General features: G+C 72.9%; 13 protein-coding genes. 5 read left to right on the top strand and 8 right to left on the bottom strand.

Features of this window, described 5'->3' with window-relative positions; genetic code table 11:
- Nucleotides 1-30: 30 nt before the first annotated feature.
- The 6 genes from ACVV2G_RS17460 to ACVV2G_RS17435 form a co-directional block, all read right to left on the bottom strand.
- A complete protein-coding gene (locus ACVV2G_RS17460; protein WP_453843625.1) occupies nucleotides 31-702 on the bottom strand; it encodes a CBS domain-containing protein in 672 nt (223 codons plus the stop codon).
- Nucleotides 703-797: 95 nt separating this feature from the next.
- Nucleotides 798-2,873, bottom strand: a complete 2,076-nt coding sequence (locus ACVV2G_RS17455; RefSeq protein WP_453843624.1) for a SpoIIE family protein phosphatase — start codon at nucleotides 2,871-2,873, stop codon at nucleotides 798-800.
- A 141-nt stretch (nucleotides 2,874-3,014) separates the two neighbouring features.
- A complete protein-coding gene (locus tag ACVV2G_RS17450) occupies nucleotides 3,015-3,230 on the bottom strand; it encodes a hypothetical protein (RefSeq protein WP_453843623.1) in 216 nt (71 codons plus the stop codon).
- A 109-nt stretch (nucleotides 3,231-3,339) separates the two neighbouring features.
- Entirely contained in the window at nucleotides 3,340-4,203 is an 864-nt protein-coding gene (locus tag ACVV2G_RS17445) for a glycerophosphodiester phosphodiesterase (protein ID WP_453843622.1), read from the bottom strand.
- A gap of 222 nt (nucleotides 4,204-4,425) precedes the next feature.
- Complete coding sequence (locus ACVV2G_RS17440) at nucleotides 4,426-4,629, bottom strand: hypothetical protein (RefSeq protein WP_453843621.1); 204 nt, start codon at nucleotides 4,627-4,629, stop codon at nucleotides 4,426-4,428.
- 117 nt (nucleotides 4,630-4,746) lie between these two features.
- The gene (locus ACVV2G_RS17435) at nucleotides 4,747-5,025 is read right to left on the bottom strand and encodes a glutaredoxin domain-containing protein (protein WP_453843620.1); all 279 of its coding nucleotides are present in this window, start codon (nucleotides 5,023-5,025) and stop codon (nucleotides 4,747-4,749) included.
- Between the two features lie 287 nt (nucleotides 5,026-5,312).
- Here ACVV2G_RS17435 and ACVV2G_RS17430 point away from each other — a divergent pair, with 287 nt between their 5' ends.
- The 5 genes from ACVV2G_RS17430 to ACVV2G_RS17410 all read left to right on the top strand — a co-directional run bounded on the left by ACVV2G_RS17430 (nucleotide 5,313) and on the right by ACVV2G_RS17410 (nucleotide 11,042).
- The gene (locus ACVV2G_RS17430) at nucleotides 5,313-5,753 is read left to right on the top strand and encodes a nuclear transport factor 2 family protein (RefSeq protein ID WP_453843619.1); all 441 of its coding nucleotides are present in this window, start codon (nucleotides 5,313-5,315) and stop codon (nucleotides 5,751-5,753) included.
- A gap of 360 nt (nucleotides 5,754-6,113) precedes the next feature.
- Nucleotides 6,114-7,610: a Y4yA family PLP-dependent enzyme gene (locus ACVV2G_RS17425; RefSeq protein WP_453843618.1), complete on the top strand. Its 1,497-nt coding sequence runs from the start codon at nucleotides 6,114-6,116 to the stop codon at nucleotides 7,608-7,610.
- On the top strand, nucleotides 7,607-8,944 hold the full coding sequence (locus tag ACVV2G_RS17420; protein ID WP_453843617.1) for a pyridoxal-phosphate dependent enzyme: 1,338 nt from the start codon (nucleotides 7,607-7,609) through the stop codon (nucleotides 8,942-8,944). Before ACVV2G_RS17425 ends, ACVV2G_RS17420 begins: the two co-directional genes overlap by 4 nt.
- Nucleotides 8,941-10,179, top strand: coding sequence for an aminotransferase class V-fold PLP-dependent enzyme (locus ACVV2G_RS17415; RefSeq protein ID WP_453843616.1), 1,239 nt, complete (start codon nucleotides 8,941-8,943; stop codon nucleotides 10,177-10,179). The genes ACVV2G_RS17420 and ACVV2G_RS17415 overlap by 4 nt, the downstream gene beginning before the upstream one ends.
- Nucleotides 10,180-10,271: 92 nt before the next feature.
- Nucleotides 10,272-11,042: a class I SAM-dependent methyltransferase gene (locus ACVV2G_RS17410; RefSeq protein ID WP_453843615.1), complete on the top strand. Its 771-nt coding sequence runs from the start codon at nucleotides 10,272-10,274 to the stop codon at nucleotides 11,040-11,042.
- Nucleotides 11,043-11,102: 60 nt separating this feature from the next.
- Here ACVV2G_RS17410 and ACVV2G_RS17405 read toward each other — a convergent pair whose 3' ends face one another.
- Nucleotides 11,103-11,663 carry a GNAT family N-acetyltransferase gene (locus tag ACVV2G_RS17405; RefSeq protein WP_453843614.1) on the bottom strand — a complete coding sequence of 187 codons (561 nt, stop codon included), beginning with the start codon at nucleotides 11,661-11,663 and terminating at the stop codon, nucleotides 11,103-11,105.
- Nucleotides 11,664-11,855: 192 nt separating this feature from the next.
- Nucleotides 11,856-13,052, bottom strand: a complete 1,197-nt coding sequence (locus tag ACVV2G_RS17400) for a glycoside hydrolase family 64 protein (RefSeq protein ID WP_453843613.1) — start codon at nucleotides 13,050-13,052, stop codon at nucleotides 11,856-11,858.
- Between the last annotated feature and the right edge of the window lie 358 nt (nucleotides 13,053-13,410).

Below are 13,410 nucleotides of genomic sequence, written 5' to 3'. Positions count from 1 at the left end.
CACGGGGTCACGCGCATGGGGGCCGCCCGGTCAGCGGCCGACAGGTGCCCTGTCCTCGGCGCCGGTCTCTCCCGTCGGCCTGAACTCCACGGCGACGACGCCGTCGACGTGCCGGCAGAGATCCTCCAGCGCGGGGGCGGCCACCTCGCCCGGGAGCCGGCCGCTCAGGACGACATGTCCGTGCGTCACGTCCACCTGCATCGACGAGGCAGCCAGGCCGAGGGACTTCACCAGGGCCTCCTCGATGATCTCGGTGCGGATGGCCCGGTCCGTGCGCAGGAAGACCCGCAGCAGGTCGCTCCTGCTGACGACCCCGATCAGCCGTCCCGACTCGTCGACCACCAGAAGCCGCTTGATCCCGTGGCCGGCCATCACACGGGCGGCGTCGACGACGCTCCAGTCCTCGCGTGCGCACACGGCCGGCGACGTCATCAGACCGGCCGCGTCCGTCGCGGACGCCTTGGCCGCGGCCGACAGGGGCGGTTCGCCGTCACCGGGAGGACCGTCCGGATCCTGGCCCCACATCTTCTGCAGGAGGTCCGCCTCCGACACCACCCCGACCGGCCGGGTCTCCTCGTCGACGACGGGTACCGCGGTGATGTCGTACTCCTGCAGCAGGTGGGCGATCTCCTTGAACGGTGTTCCGCGCTGGACGCGGACCACGGCGTCGCTCATCAGATCGCACACCTTCTGGTGCTTCATCGAGGGTCTCTCCTCCGCTGCCGGCCGGTGCCGGCCGGCGTCCGTCCTTCTTGCCATGGGAAAACGATCCGCCGGCCGTTCGAGTGCCCCGCCCGTCACGGGCCGGGGCTGATGAGGAGCAGGGCGACGTCGTCGCCGGGGGTGGGTGAGTGCCGCACGAGAGTGTCGGCCATGACGTCGAGGTCGGTGGGGTCCGCGTGCTCGAGGAGCCCGGCGAGGGCGGCGGTGGCGTCGTCGAGGTCGACGCCGGGGGCTTCGACGAGTCCGTCGGTGTAGAGGGCGAGCACGCTGCCGGGCGGCAGGGGGAAGTCCAGGGAGGGGTAGAGGGCGTCCGGCTCGATGCCGAGCAGGAGCCCGGGCGGCACCCGGAGAAGTTCCACGCGTCCGTCGGCATGCCGCAGGAGCGGCGGCGGATGGCCGGCGGTGGCCACGCAGGCGCGGTGCCTGCCGAGATCCAGGTGGACGTAGACACAGCTCGCGAACAGGCCGGGGTCCAGGTCGGTGAGCAGACGGTTGGTGCGGGCCAGGACGTCGTCGGGGGGTGCCCCCACGGTGGCGTGGGCGTGGACGGCGGTACGGACCTGCCCCATCAGCGCCGCGGCGTCCACGTTGTGTCCCTGCACGTCGCCGATGGTGGCGCCGACCGTGCTCCGGTCCAGGTGGATCAGGTCGTAGAAGTCGCCACCGACGTCCAGGCCCCGGGCGGCCGGAAGGTAGCGGGCGGCGACCTCCAGGCCGGGCACGTGGGGGAGGGTGCGCGGCAGCAGGGCGGACTGCAGGCGGTGGGCGAGGTGGTGCTTGGCGTCGTAGAGCCGGGCGCGGTCCAGAGCCTGTCCGACCAGACCGGCCAACGACGTGAGTGCGGCTCGTTCACCGGGCGGGAAGACGTGGGGCCGTTCGTAGGAGAGGAGGAGTGAACCGATGGGGCGGCCGGACGCGATCAGCGGCAGGACGGCCCACGCGGCCATGCCGTCCTCGTGCACGGTGGCCGGGTAGGCCCGCCGCAGTTCGGCGAAGCTCGCGAAGAACCCCGGCTCGCCGGTGACCAGGACGTCGGCCCCGGGGATGTCCGAGTCCAGGGGGGCGGCGTCGAAACGGTCCAGGGTCTCGACGCGGTAGCCGCGGTGACCGAGGATCTTCAGCCGGCCGTCCTCGGCGGTCATCAGCACCATGGCCTGTGCGCCCAGCGCGGGCAGCAGCTGGTCGGCGGTCTGCTCGACCACGTCCTGCACGCCCACGGCCTCGGTCAGCGTGGAGGCCAGGTGCATCAGGTGGTACAGCACGGTGGCGCGGCCGGGACCGGCGGTCGGCATGGACGGCGGCGGAGCGGCGCCCTCGGACGGGCCGCCCCGCGTGATGCGGACGCTGATGCCGGTGGGTCCGGGATACAGCTCGAAGGCCAGCCACGTGTCCGGCGGGCGCAGGACGGTGAACCCCTGGGGCAGACGGCTGACCAGCGCGGCCCGGTAGCGGTCCTCGACCTGGGGTACGTCCATCCACGGCAGCACCTCCCAGGGCAGGGCACCGACCAGGTCGGCCGGATCGGCGCCGACGAGGCCGGCCGCGGCCGGGGTGATGAAGGTGATGCGGCCGTTCACGTCCAGGGCGCAGGACCCGCCCGGCAGCCGGTCGACGAAGCCCGCGAGCACGGCCGCCTCACCGGCGGAGGGCACCCGCCCGGCCGGGGGCCGCAGGGTGTGGGGGCGGCCCTCGGGCAGCACGGGTCCGCCCCGGTCCGCGGCCCGCTGCAGAAGACCTCCCAGACGGTGGCAGCCGGACTCGATGACGTCCCGTTCCTCGGCGCTCAAGCACCCGGAGCGCGTACCGGGCCACAACAGCACCAGCCCGCCCCGGACGCCCTTGCCCGAAGCGACCGGGGCGGCCGCCAGCGCGAAGTCGTACGGCAGGACGAGTGCCTGCCGTGGATACTGCCGCGCCATCTCCTCCCTGCCCCCGACCCAGACGAGTCGCCGGTCGCGGACGGCGTCCGCCACCGGCGTCGGATCGGCCGGTGCGACGCGCCGCCAGGGGACGGCGATCTCCTCGGGAACCCCGGCGACCGTGACCAGCCACAGGGCGTCGTCGCCCGGGGGCAGCACGTACAGCAGCCCTCCGAACGCCTCGCTCTCGCGCACCACGGCATCCATCGCGGTGTCCAACGCGGTGTCCATCAGATGTCCGCCGGCCGACGGTCGTTCCTCATCGGATCCGGCGGGGCCGCACGCTGCCGACCACACCGGACATCAACCATATGAGGACACTACGCCCGTCTCGTCGCGACGGCACACGAGGGCGTGCCCGCCGCTGCTCCGTCAGTGGTCCCACGCGTCCGGACCGCCTCCGCGCCACTCGATGAACCCCGACCGGACCACGTCCATCTCGTCCCAGTCCTGCAGTCCCGCCTCCTGCAGGAAGCGGGCGATGTCCTGCACGCCGTAGGCCCGGCCCAGGATCTCCCCGTCCACGCGCACCCGCCGCCCGCCCTCCTCGTCGGGCGGGTACACGATCACCGGCGGCGCACTCGTCATGGCACCAGCCTGCCGCCGGCACCGGCGGCGCGCATGCCGGGCCGTCCGCCGCGATCACGCTGCGGGCGGCGGCCGGAGCGGCGCGTGGTGGTGTGTCCGGAATAGGGCGTCAGTGGGGGGTGAGGGCTTGGGGGTGGTCGGTGATGATGCCGTCGACGCCGAGGGCGGTCATGTGGCGGAGGTCGGCGGGTTCGTTGACGGTCCAGACGTTGATGGTCATGCCGAGTTGGTGGATGCGGTCGACGAGGGCCTGGTCGGTGACGGTGTGCTGGGGGTTGATCTGGTCGGCCCAGTGGCTGAGTCGGACAAGTTGGGTGTCGGTGGGGCGTTGGGCGTTGAGGATGCCGATGGGGATGTCGGGTTGGTGGGTGTGGAAGGTGTGGGCGTCGTCGGTGTGGAAGGACTGGACGGCGAGTTGGTTGCGGGTGAGCGCGCGGTGGAGGTAGTGGGGTTTGGTGCCGAGGTGGTGGGCGAGGTCGGTGGCGAGGTGGGTGTAGTGGTCGCAGGGGCTGATCTCGGCGAGGAGTCCGGTGGAGGTGTGGTCGATGTGGTGGATGACGTCGTCGAGGGTGAGGAGGCGTTCGCCGGTGTGGCGGGGGTGGAACCAGGAGCCGGCGTCGAGTCGGCGGAGTTCTTTCCAGGTGAAGTCGGAGACGCGGTAGCGGGGGCGGTCGGGGTAGAGGTCCTCGATGTTGGTGGTGCGTTCCATGGTGCAGTCGTGGAAGTTGACGAGGGTGCCGTCCTTGGTGCGTTGTACGTCGATTTCGACGTGGTCGGCGTGTTGCCGGACGGCGAGGTCGATGGCGGCGGCGGTGTTCTCGGGTGCTGTGCCCGAGGAGCCGCGGTGTGCGATGACCTGGGGTGCGGTGTGGGTGCGTTCGTCGGCGTGCGTGGTGGCCGGGGTCAGTGCCAGGACCAGACCACCCAGCACCGCCACGACGACACCGGAGCGTTCCCTGCTCGTGAGCTTCACTGCAGCCTCCCGTGGGCGAAACGACTCCCTGGAGGCTGCCGGACGGCGGTTACGGGAAGCCTGCCGCGGGCCGGCGGCGCCGGGATCAGCCGGTGGACCGGAACGACGAACCGGCTGATCCGAGGCCGAAGGGGCATCTGCGCGCATTCGCGCCCTTCCGTCCGTACGGACGGCCCGAGAGGTGCCTGATCAGCGGAGCCGGATCAGGCACCTCTCGGCCCGTCACCGGCCGAGGATCCCTTCGGGGAGCAGCGACTGCGCGGAGGTGGCGGGGTGGCCCACCTCCAGTGATCCGAGCAGACCGTCCAGGAGCGGCCCGCCGGGGACGCCGGCGGACGGGCCGGGCACCGGGGCCGCCTCGGCGGCAGGGGCGGAGGCGAGGAGAGCGGTGGCCATGACGGAGACACAGGCGAGCTTCTTGATCATGTCCGCCTTAACGAACGACAGCCCGCGGAGCAACGCCCGCCGTCAGCCGGCCGGCCCAGTCGGGTGGCCCGGTCGGGTGGCCCGCCACGGCGTTGCGGGGGCCGGCGCGCCCGGGCGTCAGTCCGTCTCCACGAGCAGGTGCGGCGCGTACACGGCGACCGCGTCCATCAGCTGTCTCTTCGACGGGTTGACCATCGCCCTGCCGGCCACGGTCACGGTCGGCACCGTCTCGTTCCCGTCCGCGACCGAACGGACGAACGCCGCGGCCTCGGAGTCCCTCCAGATGTTCACCTCGGTGTACCGGAGCCGGGTGAAGCGCAACCGCAGACGCAGTCTCATGCAGAACGGGCACATGGGCCGCCAGTAGACGACCACGCCCTCATGGTCCTGGTGCATATGTCCCCCCGGTCGGGATGTGGTGCACAGGATAGAGGAGCGAGCGCCCCGAGTGCGCCGCCGTGCGCCCCGGCACGTCACGTCACCGCCCCCTCGCCGCGACCGTCGACCGCATCACGCTGGACACGGGGACGGCCGGCCTCCGGCTCCTGGGACCCCGAAGTTCCGGCCTCCCTCCGGCCCGCCCTTACCCCGGAGGTCATCGACCGCTCCCTCCCGCTCCGGCAGGATCGACGCAGCGACGGGGACACCCGCCGACCACGGGCCGCGAACCTGAGGAGATGGCCATGCCCTTCAAGACCGACGCCGCGCAGACGAGTTCTGTCGCCGAGACCACCCGCGCCGTCGTCCAGGAGTTCCTCACCGCCCGGATCGCCGGGGACACCGCCCGGCTCGTCGACCTGTTCGCCGACGAAGTCGACTGGCTGCTGGCCGAGAACCCGGTCGTCCCGTGGATCCGCCCGCGGACCACCGCCGCCGAATGTGCCGCCCAGTTCACGGACCTGACGGCCCACACCGTGCCCGAGGACGCGCGCGCCCGCGTCGACCGCGTCCTCGTCGACGGCACCGACGCCGTACTGACGGGCCACGTGTCGGGGACCGTCCGCGCGACGGGCAAGTCCTTCGAGGGCCCGTTCGCGCTGTGCCTGACCGTGGAGGACGGCAGGATCACCCGGCACCACCTCTACGAGAACAGCCTGTCCATCGCGCAGGCCTGCACTCCGTGAACGCGCGGCGGCCGGCCGGCGCACTCCACGCACGGGGAGCGGGCACTCGGCCGGCCCCGGCACCCGTGGCCCGGCCGGCGCCGGGGCGCGGTCACCCGGGCGCGGACGTCCGGCCGAGGCGGCACGACGCGCTCCGACGGCGCCGGCCGTCCGGAGCGAGGCTGAGCGACGGCCGGGGGACCGGCCCCCCGCTGCGCCCATCCGACCGGTCACGGCGATCGGCGGCCGATCGGACACGGCGCGCGAGCAGCTGCCCCGGCCCTGACCGGGCCCCGAGGCTTAGCGGCGTGTGTCCCTGGAAACGACTACTCCCGAACGGTTGTCGCAACGGCAGTCGGACGACTCGGGGAGGGGTCTTGCGTGGACGTGCCCTTGTATCTGAGGCCGCGGGTGGATCCACCGCTCGCCTCACTGCTGGGCGCCGCACCGTTCCTGCACTCGCTCGTCGACGCGCTCGGGTCTCCGCTCAACGTACTGCTCCCCGAGACCATCGCGCGGAACGCGGAACGTTTCCGGTCGGTCTACCGGCGCCACCACCTTGCCGGGCGCGTCTACTTCGCGCACAAGGCCAACCGCTCCAGCGCCCTGGTGCGTCGACTGGCCGCCGAGGAACCGGCCGGCGTCGGTGTCGACGTCGCCTCGCTGGAGGAACTGCGGCACGCCCTCGGCTGCGGCTTCACCGGGGACCGCGTCATGGCCACCGGACCCAAGGACCCGGAGTTCCTGTGGCTGGCGGCCCGCGTGGGAGCGACGGTGAACCTGGACTCGATCCGTGAACTCGAACAACTGGCCGACCTGGTGCGCAGGTACGGACTCGGCCGGGTCGACGTCCTGGCCCGCCTGTCCGGATTCGAGTCGGCCGCCGACTCCGGGGGCGCGGGCACCCGGATGCTGTCCCGCCGCAGCCGCTTCGGCACCCCGGTGCGGGACGTGGAGGCCCTTCTGGCGGCGCTGGAACGGCACGCGGACGCCGTAACCCTCACCGGCCTCGCCTATCACCTGGACACCACCGGCCTGGCGGAGAAGGGCCGGGCCCTGGAGCGGTGCGTGCTGCTCATGGACGCGTGCCGGGCCCGCGGCCTGACACCGCGTGCCGTCGACATCGGTGGCGGATTCGGTGTCGGCTACGTCGCCGACGCCGAGGAGTGGGAGCGCTGGACGACCGCGCTCAGCGAGGCGGTCCTCGGCGGCCGTCCGCCGCTCACCTGGCGCGGGCACGGCTACGGCCTGCGCAACGAGGGCGGCACGGTGCGCGGCTCGGTCGCGCTGTACCCCGGCCACCGCCCCGACGCCGGCCCCGGCTACCTCGACGAGCTCCTCTCGCTCCCCACGCCGGTGCTGGGCCGAGCGCCGGGCACCCTGCTCCTGGAGCACCTGCACGACCTCCACATCGAACCCGGCCGTGCCCTGGCCGACCAGTGCGGACTGTCGCTGGCGCGGGTGCTGGACGTGCGGCGCACGGGGGAGGGGCCGGACCGGTACCTGGTGCGCCTGGGCATGAACGCGGGGGACGTGAGCCTGGAGGAGCACGGCGTCCTCGTGGACCCGGTTCTGCTGTCTCGCGGCGGGCCGGAGGGCGACGACGAGGGGCCGGTCGGAGTGCACCTCGTCGGCAACCTGTGCCTGGAGGCCGACCTGATCACACGTCGCCTGGTCTTCCTCCCCGGACTGCCACGCGTCGGCGACCTCCTCGCCTTCGTCAACACCGCCGGGTACGCGATGGACTTCCACGCCCACCAGGCGCAGCGGCAGCCCCTCGCACGGACGGTGGCGGTGGAGGAGGAGGGCGATTCCTGGCGCTGGTGCCTGGACGAGGACTACTGGCCGATCACACACCCGGGGGGAAAGCCCGTATGAGGTACGACAGCATCACGGAGGCCATCGGCAACACACCGCTGGTGCGCATCGACCCCGCCGTGCACGGGCTGCGCAACATCGACCTGTACGCGAAGCTGGAGATGCTCAACCCGTTCGGGTCCGTCAAGGACCGGCCCGCCTGGCACATGGCACGACCTCATCTGGAGGGTGCGGCCGAGGGGGGCGGGACGGTCGTGGAACTCTCCAGCGGCAACACCGCCAAGGCCCTCGCCCTGCTGGCCGGCATGCACGGGCTGCGGTTCAAGAGCGTCACCAACCGGATGCGCGTGCCGGAGATCAAGGAACTGCTCCTGCTCCTCGGCGCCGAGATCGAGGAACTGCCGGGGCGCAGCGAGTGCCTGGACCCGACCGACACGGACGATCCGCTGACCCACTTCCACCAGGCCCTCTCGGAGCCGGGCAGCGGCTACCTGCACACCGACCAGTACTTCAACCCGCGCAACGTGGAGGCACACGCGGAGGGCACCGGTCCCGAGATCGTCAAGGACCTGGACGGACGGGCGCCCGACTGGTTCGTCGCCTGTGTGGGCACGGCCGGTTCGTCGACCGGTGTCGCCAGGGTGCTGCGCGAGCACGACCCGGACGTGCGGGTACTCGGCCTGGTCGCCCACAAGTCCGACTTCATCCCCGGCATCCGCACCATCGACGAGGTGCATCAGGTGGGCCTGTTCGACCCGGCGACGTACGACACCATCGAGTCCGTCACCTCGGAGGAGGCGCTCGACGGGATGCTCACCCTCGTCCGCCGCTGCGGACTGCTGTCGGGACCGACCGGGGGAGCCGCCTACCAGGGCGCCGTACGGCACCTGCGGGACGCCGACGCGGCGCTGGAGGGGTCCGGGCGCCGGGAGAGCGCGGTGTTCATCGTGTGCGACCGGGCGGAGAGCTACCTGAGCTACGTGCGCGGGCGCCGCCCCGAACTGCTGGGCAGGACGGGCCGCGGGCACACCCTCGCGTCGCTCACCGAGGACGACGTGCGGACACCGGACCTGTCGACCGGCGTGGACGACGCCCGCCGCCGGATCGCGGAGGCGGACCCCCGCCCGCTCGTCGTCGACCTGCGCAGCCCGCACGCGTACGCCGCCCTGCACATCGAGGGCTCGGTCAACATCGTCGACGAGCTCTTCGAGGAACTCGTCCGCGGCGGCCTCCCCTTCAGCAAGCGGACACCGGTGCTGCTGGCCTGTCCCGTCGGCGAGAAGTCGCTCCGCTACGCCGCCCTGCTGACGCGCATGGGACACCCCGAGGTGCGGAGCCTGGCCGGCGGAATCGTCGCCTGGCGGGACGCGGGCGCACCGCTGGTGCGCGAATGAACGACCGGGCCCGCCCGCCCGCCGGGAAGCAGCGCGACCAGGCGGACCGGGAGGCCGCCTGGCAGCGGGAGCTGCGCGAACAGTTCCCCATCGTCACCGCCCACCCGGAGTCGGCGTACCTCGACAGCGCGGCGACGTCCCAGAAACCGCGAGCCGTACTGGACGCCGTCCAGACCTACCTCACGACGTCGAACGCCAACGCGGGCCGCGGCACCTACCCCTGGGCCAACCGGACCACCGACCTGGTGGAGGGGACCCGGGAGCGGGTCAAGGAGTTCCTCCGCGATCCGGAACCGGAGCGCTCCACCGTCCACTTCACCAGCGGCACCACCGAGGGCCTGCGCACGGTCGCCCGTGACTGGCTCGTGCCGTACCTCTCCGACGGCGACGAGATCCTCGTGCCGTTCGCCGACCACCGGGCCAATCTGGACCCCTGGCTCGAGGCCCGGCGGCTGCTGGCCGAACGCGGCATCGACGTGCGGGTACGCGCCCTGCCCCGCCAGGAGGTCTCCGGCGACTACGACCACCGCGCCCTCGCGGACCTCGTTGGCCCCCGGACCCGCTTCGTGGCCGCCACACACGTGCACCACGTCTACGGCGGTGACATGAACGTGCACCGCGTCCGCGCGGCGGTCGGCCCGGACGTGCCCATCTGTCTGGACGCCGCCCAGAGCGTCGGCCACCTGCCGGTGGAGCCGGCCGATCCCGCGCTCGACGTCGACTTCGTGGTCTTCTCGGGACACAAGTCGATGGCCCTGCCGGGCTCGGGAGCGGTCTGGGCCCGCAACGCCCGGGGCCCCGTGTTCCGGCCGGCCGGCTGGCAGGGCACTCCGAACACGGCGGGCATCGCGTCGCTGCGGGCCGCCCTCGACTGGCTCGACGCGGCCGGCCCCGGCCGGATCGCCCGCTGGACGGCCGGCCTCACGACCCGGCTCACCGACCGGCTGAGCCGTCTCGGCCCGTACGAGATCCTCGGCTGCCCGGTCAGTCTGGCCGCCGACTCCGTGCTCCCCGCCGACCAGCGCCGCCACGGCATCGTCACCTTCCGGCACCACGACATCCCGTCCGACGACCTCGGGTTCATCCTCTACAGCCACGGTTTCATGGTGCGGGCGGACAGCCTCTGCCAGGCCGGCACGGCCGCCGAGGAGGGGTCGGTCCGCGTCAGCCTGCACGTCTACAACACGGTGGAGGAGATCGACCGCCTGCTCGCCGTTCTCACCTCATTGACGTGAAGGACGCCCCGTAGGGCAAGTGATAACCGTTTCCACCTGTAGATTCGGTCCCATCCAGGACGGGTGAGACACGGAAGAGGTGGCGCGACCAGATGGGCATCAGCATGGCGGTGGCCAGGACGTGGGTGGAGCGCTGGGAGCGCCAGCAGCAGCGTTACGCCGTGGACCGCGAGGAGCGGTTCACGGTGATCACGGACGTCGTCGAGTACGTCACGGCCGGCCGCCCCCGGCCGCTCCTGCTCGACCTCGGCTGCGGGCCCGGCTCCCTGGCCGCCAGGCTCGCCGAACGCCTGCCGGACGCGGAGATCGTCGCCGCCGACATGGACCCCCTGCTCCTCGAACTGGGGCGGACCCACCACGCGAACGCCGCCCGGTACGTCGACACCGTGATCGGCGCCGACGGCTGGACCGACGCCCTCGGGCTGGGACGCCCGCTGGACGCCGCCGTCTCCACCACGGCCCTGCACTACCTTCCCGAGCCGGTACTGCTGGACACCTACCGCCGTCTCGCCGCGCTGCTGCGCCCCGGCGGCGTACTCGTCAACGGGGACCACTTCCCGCCCGCCGAGCCGTCGAGCGCGGGCATCACCGCGTACGTGGGCCGCCGCCGGGCCCAGCGGACGGGCGGCCACGACCACGAGGACTGGCAGGAGTGGTGGGCCGCGGCGGCCCGCGACCCCGAACTGGCCGACCTCGCCGCCGAGCGTGCGCAGCGCCACACCGCCCACGCGGGTGGCGGGGCAGGCGAGGACCTCGCGGCGAACCGCCACGCGGAGCTGCTGCGCCGGGCGGGCTTCTGCCGCGTCGTACCCGTCTGGCAGTTCGGCGACAGCGCCGTGCTGGTGGCCGTCAAGGACGGCTGAAGCGGCTGCCGGCCGGTGGTGGGCCCGCCGGGAAGGGCCGCCCGCCACCGGAGGCGCGGGTCAGAGGGCGAGACTCATCAGGATCTCGTCACGGTCGTCACCGGGGGCCACACGCAGTGCGCCCGGCCACCGGCCGACCTCGGTCCAGCCGACGCCGCGGTAGAAGTCCTCCAGACCCAGACCGGCCCGCGCGGCGAGCCGCAGCCGTTCCAGGCCCATCTCGTCGCGGGCGATTCCCGGGAGGCGGCGCATCAGGGCGGCCCCCACGCCCGTGCCCCGGTAACGGACGTGTGTCTGCAGGTGGTTCACCGTGCCGTAGTGCGCCTCGAGAGGGTGCTGTTCGCGACTCAGCAGCACCCAGCCGGCGAGCACGCCCTCGACGGTGGCCAGGAGGAGCCGGCTGCGCTGGGGAGCCAGGCGCTGGACGATCGCGTCCAGCGCCGGCCCGACCGCCGGCGAGGACACCGGAGGCGGGGGGCAGCCCAGGGGGACGACCGCGCCCCCGGCGTTGATCACCGCCGTCCAGCAGTCCGCGAGGTCCCGCCGTAGGGCCGGGGCAACGTCCTGGGGCCGGGTGATCTGTGCGAACGCGGGCGCGTGCACCGTCTCGTGGGCTGTCACGCCCGTCAGTCTGCCAGGCGCCACGGGTCCGGCCCCGCGACGGCGACACCGCCACCGGCCACCGTCACCGCCGGCGCGAGGACGTCGCCCTCATGGCCGGCCTCGGCCTCGGCGTCCGCCGCCTTTCCGTCGCCCGCCCCCGGCCCCGGGCCGGCGGAGTCCGGGGGCGGGCCCGTGCCCGGAGGACGCCGGTCAGCCGAACGGGTCGAGCGTGAGCCGGGCCTGTGCCGGGTTGCCGTCGTGCACCAGCGACTCGTGGTGGCCGACGTCGTCGAACGCGAAGGCGTACGCCTTGCCGTCGGCCATCCGGTCGTGGATGATCCGGGCGTAGTGGTTGGTCGTGGCGTCCCGGTAGAAGTTCGCCGCCGAGGTGTCGGGCTGGTTCGGGTTGCTCAGCAGCGTCGAGCGGTTGAAGCCGGCGCACAGCGTGCGGGAGATCGGTCCGCGTACCTGGTCGTTGGGGGCGTCCAGGAGCCTGTGACAGCCGAAGACGCTGGAGGCGTCGGGCTTCTGGAAGCGCGTGACCACCGCCCCCGCGCTGTCGGTGAAGTTCATGACGCCGCCGGACACCCGCCCGAAGTACCGGGTGCCCGGCCGGTCGGCGAAGGGGGTGACGGTCAGTGTGGCCGACGTGTACTTCTGCCAGACGCGGTTGACGTAGTCGTCCATGACCGACGCGGGCAGCGCACCGGTCTCCAGCCCGTACAGCGGGGACAGCGCCCTCAGTACGGTGCCGTCGGACCGGGTCTGGATCAGCCCGCCCCAGCCGGGCTGCGCCCGCAGGGCACCGAGGACCGCGCCGTAGCCGCCGGCCTTGAGCCGCCCGGCGCTGCTCACGGTGCCGTCGGCCCGCTGGACGCCGACGGTGTACGGCGCCGAGAACATGTCGACCTGGGTGCTGTTCAGCCACAGCCCGGAGTCGTTGAGGGTGTACTCGGACCAGTTGAACAGGATGTTGCGGTTGGGGTCGCTCGGGTTCTGCACGGCCGGTTGGACGAGGCCGCCGGTGGTCAGCCGGAAGTCGAGCTTCTGGCCGTACGAGAAGTAGATGCGCCCCGACAGTTTGGGGATCCGGATCGTCTTGGTCTGCCCGGCGGCCGGCCCGGGGATGGACGCGTCCGGTGCGGGGGTGGGGGGACTGCCGCCGGCGGGCCAGGCGTGGAAGGTGCCGTTCGCGTCGGCCCAGCCCTGCCGGCCCGTCGTCAGTGAGGTGCCCAGCGTGTAGAGATGGACCGGCTCGCCGCGGCTGGAGTTGTTGGTGATCGTCAGTGGAATGGTGGCGGGTACCGTCGCGTCGGCGCGCGGTGAGGCGCCGAACGTGAGCAGGGCGCCGGTCAGGCCTGTGGCCGTGGCCACGGCGAGCAGACGGTGCTTGAGGCGTGAAAACACTCTCCACCTCCGTGCGGTGGGGGGGAGGACATGGGTCCGTACCGATGCTGAGAGCGCTCTCAGAGTCCCGCTGCGACGCGTCCATGTCAATCCTGGGCCCGGGGGAATCGCGGTCGGCGGCGGTGCGGGTCCTCCACGGGGCGCCCGCTTGGCGGTGCGACGGGACGGTCCGCCCACCCGGGAGCCGTGCCGGATCGAGGACGGCGAGGCCCGCACCGGTGAGCCTGGGCGAGGCGGGACGGGCGCGTTCGGGCCGCTCGGCGGCGCCGGAGGCAGGGGACTTCACCCGGCCTTCCCACACCACTGCCGCGGACCGCGTCCGGTGGCCCCGACGGCCCGCACCCCCCCGGGCAGGTCC

It is taken from the genome of Streptomyces sp. JK94 (genome assembly GCF_053613315.1).
Note: the sequence above shows the minus strand (reverse complement) of the source record. Positions and strands in the feature narration are given on the sequence as shown.

What these genes read in the sequence shown, in the direction of transcription:
- ACVV2G_RS17460 (WP_453843625.1), bottom strand. Translation starts at nt 702, where the DNA reads ATGAAGCACCAGAAGGTGTGCGATCTGATGAGCGACGCCGTGGTCCGC.
- ACVV2G_RS17455 (WP_453843624.1), bottom strand. Translation starts at nt 2,873, where the DNA reads ATGGACACCGCGTTGGACACCGCGATGGATGCCGTGGTGCGCGAGAGC.
- ACVV2G_RS17450 (WP_453843623.1), bottom strand. Translation starts at nt 3,230, where the DNA reads ATGACGAGTGCGCCGCCGGTGATCGTGTACCCGCCCGACGAGGAGGGC.
- ACVV2G_RS17440 (WP_453843621.1), bottom strand. Translation starts at nt 4,629, where the DNA reads ATGATCAAGAAGCTCGCCTGTGTCTCCGTCATGGCCACCGCTCTCCTC.
- ACVV2G_RS17435 (WP_453843620.1), bottom strand. Translation starts at nt 5,025, where the DNA reads ATGCACCAGGACCATGAGGGCGTGGTCGTCTACTGGCGGCCCATGTGC.
- ACVV2G_RS17430 (WP_453843619.1), top strand. Translation starts at nt 5,313, where the DNA reads ATGCCCTTCAAGACCGACGCCGCGCAGACGAGTTCTGTCGCCGAGACC.
- ACVV2G_RS17420 (WP_453843617.1), top strand. Translation starts at nt 7,607, where the DNA reads ATGAGGTACGACAGCATCACGGAGGCCATCGGCAACACACCGCTGGTG.
- ACVV2G_RS17415 (WP_453843616.1), top strand. Translation starts at nt 8,941, where the DNA reads ATGAACGACCGGGCCCGCCCGCCCGCCGGGAAGCAGCGCGACCAGGCG.
- ACVV2G_RS17410 (WP_453843615.1), top strand. Translation starts at nt 10,272, where the DNA reads ATGGGCATCAGCATGGCGGTGGCCAGGACGTGGGTGGAGCGCTGGGAG.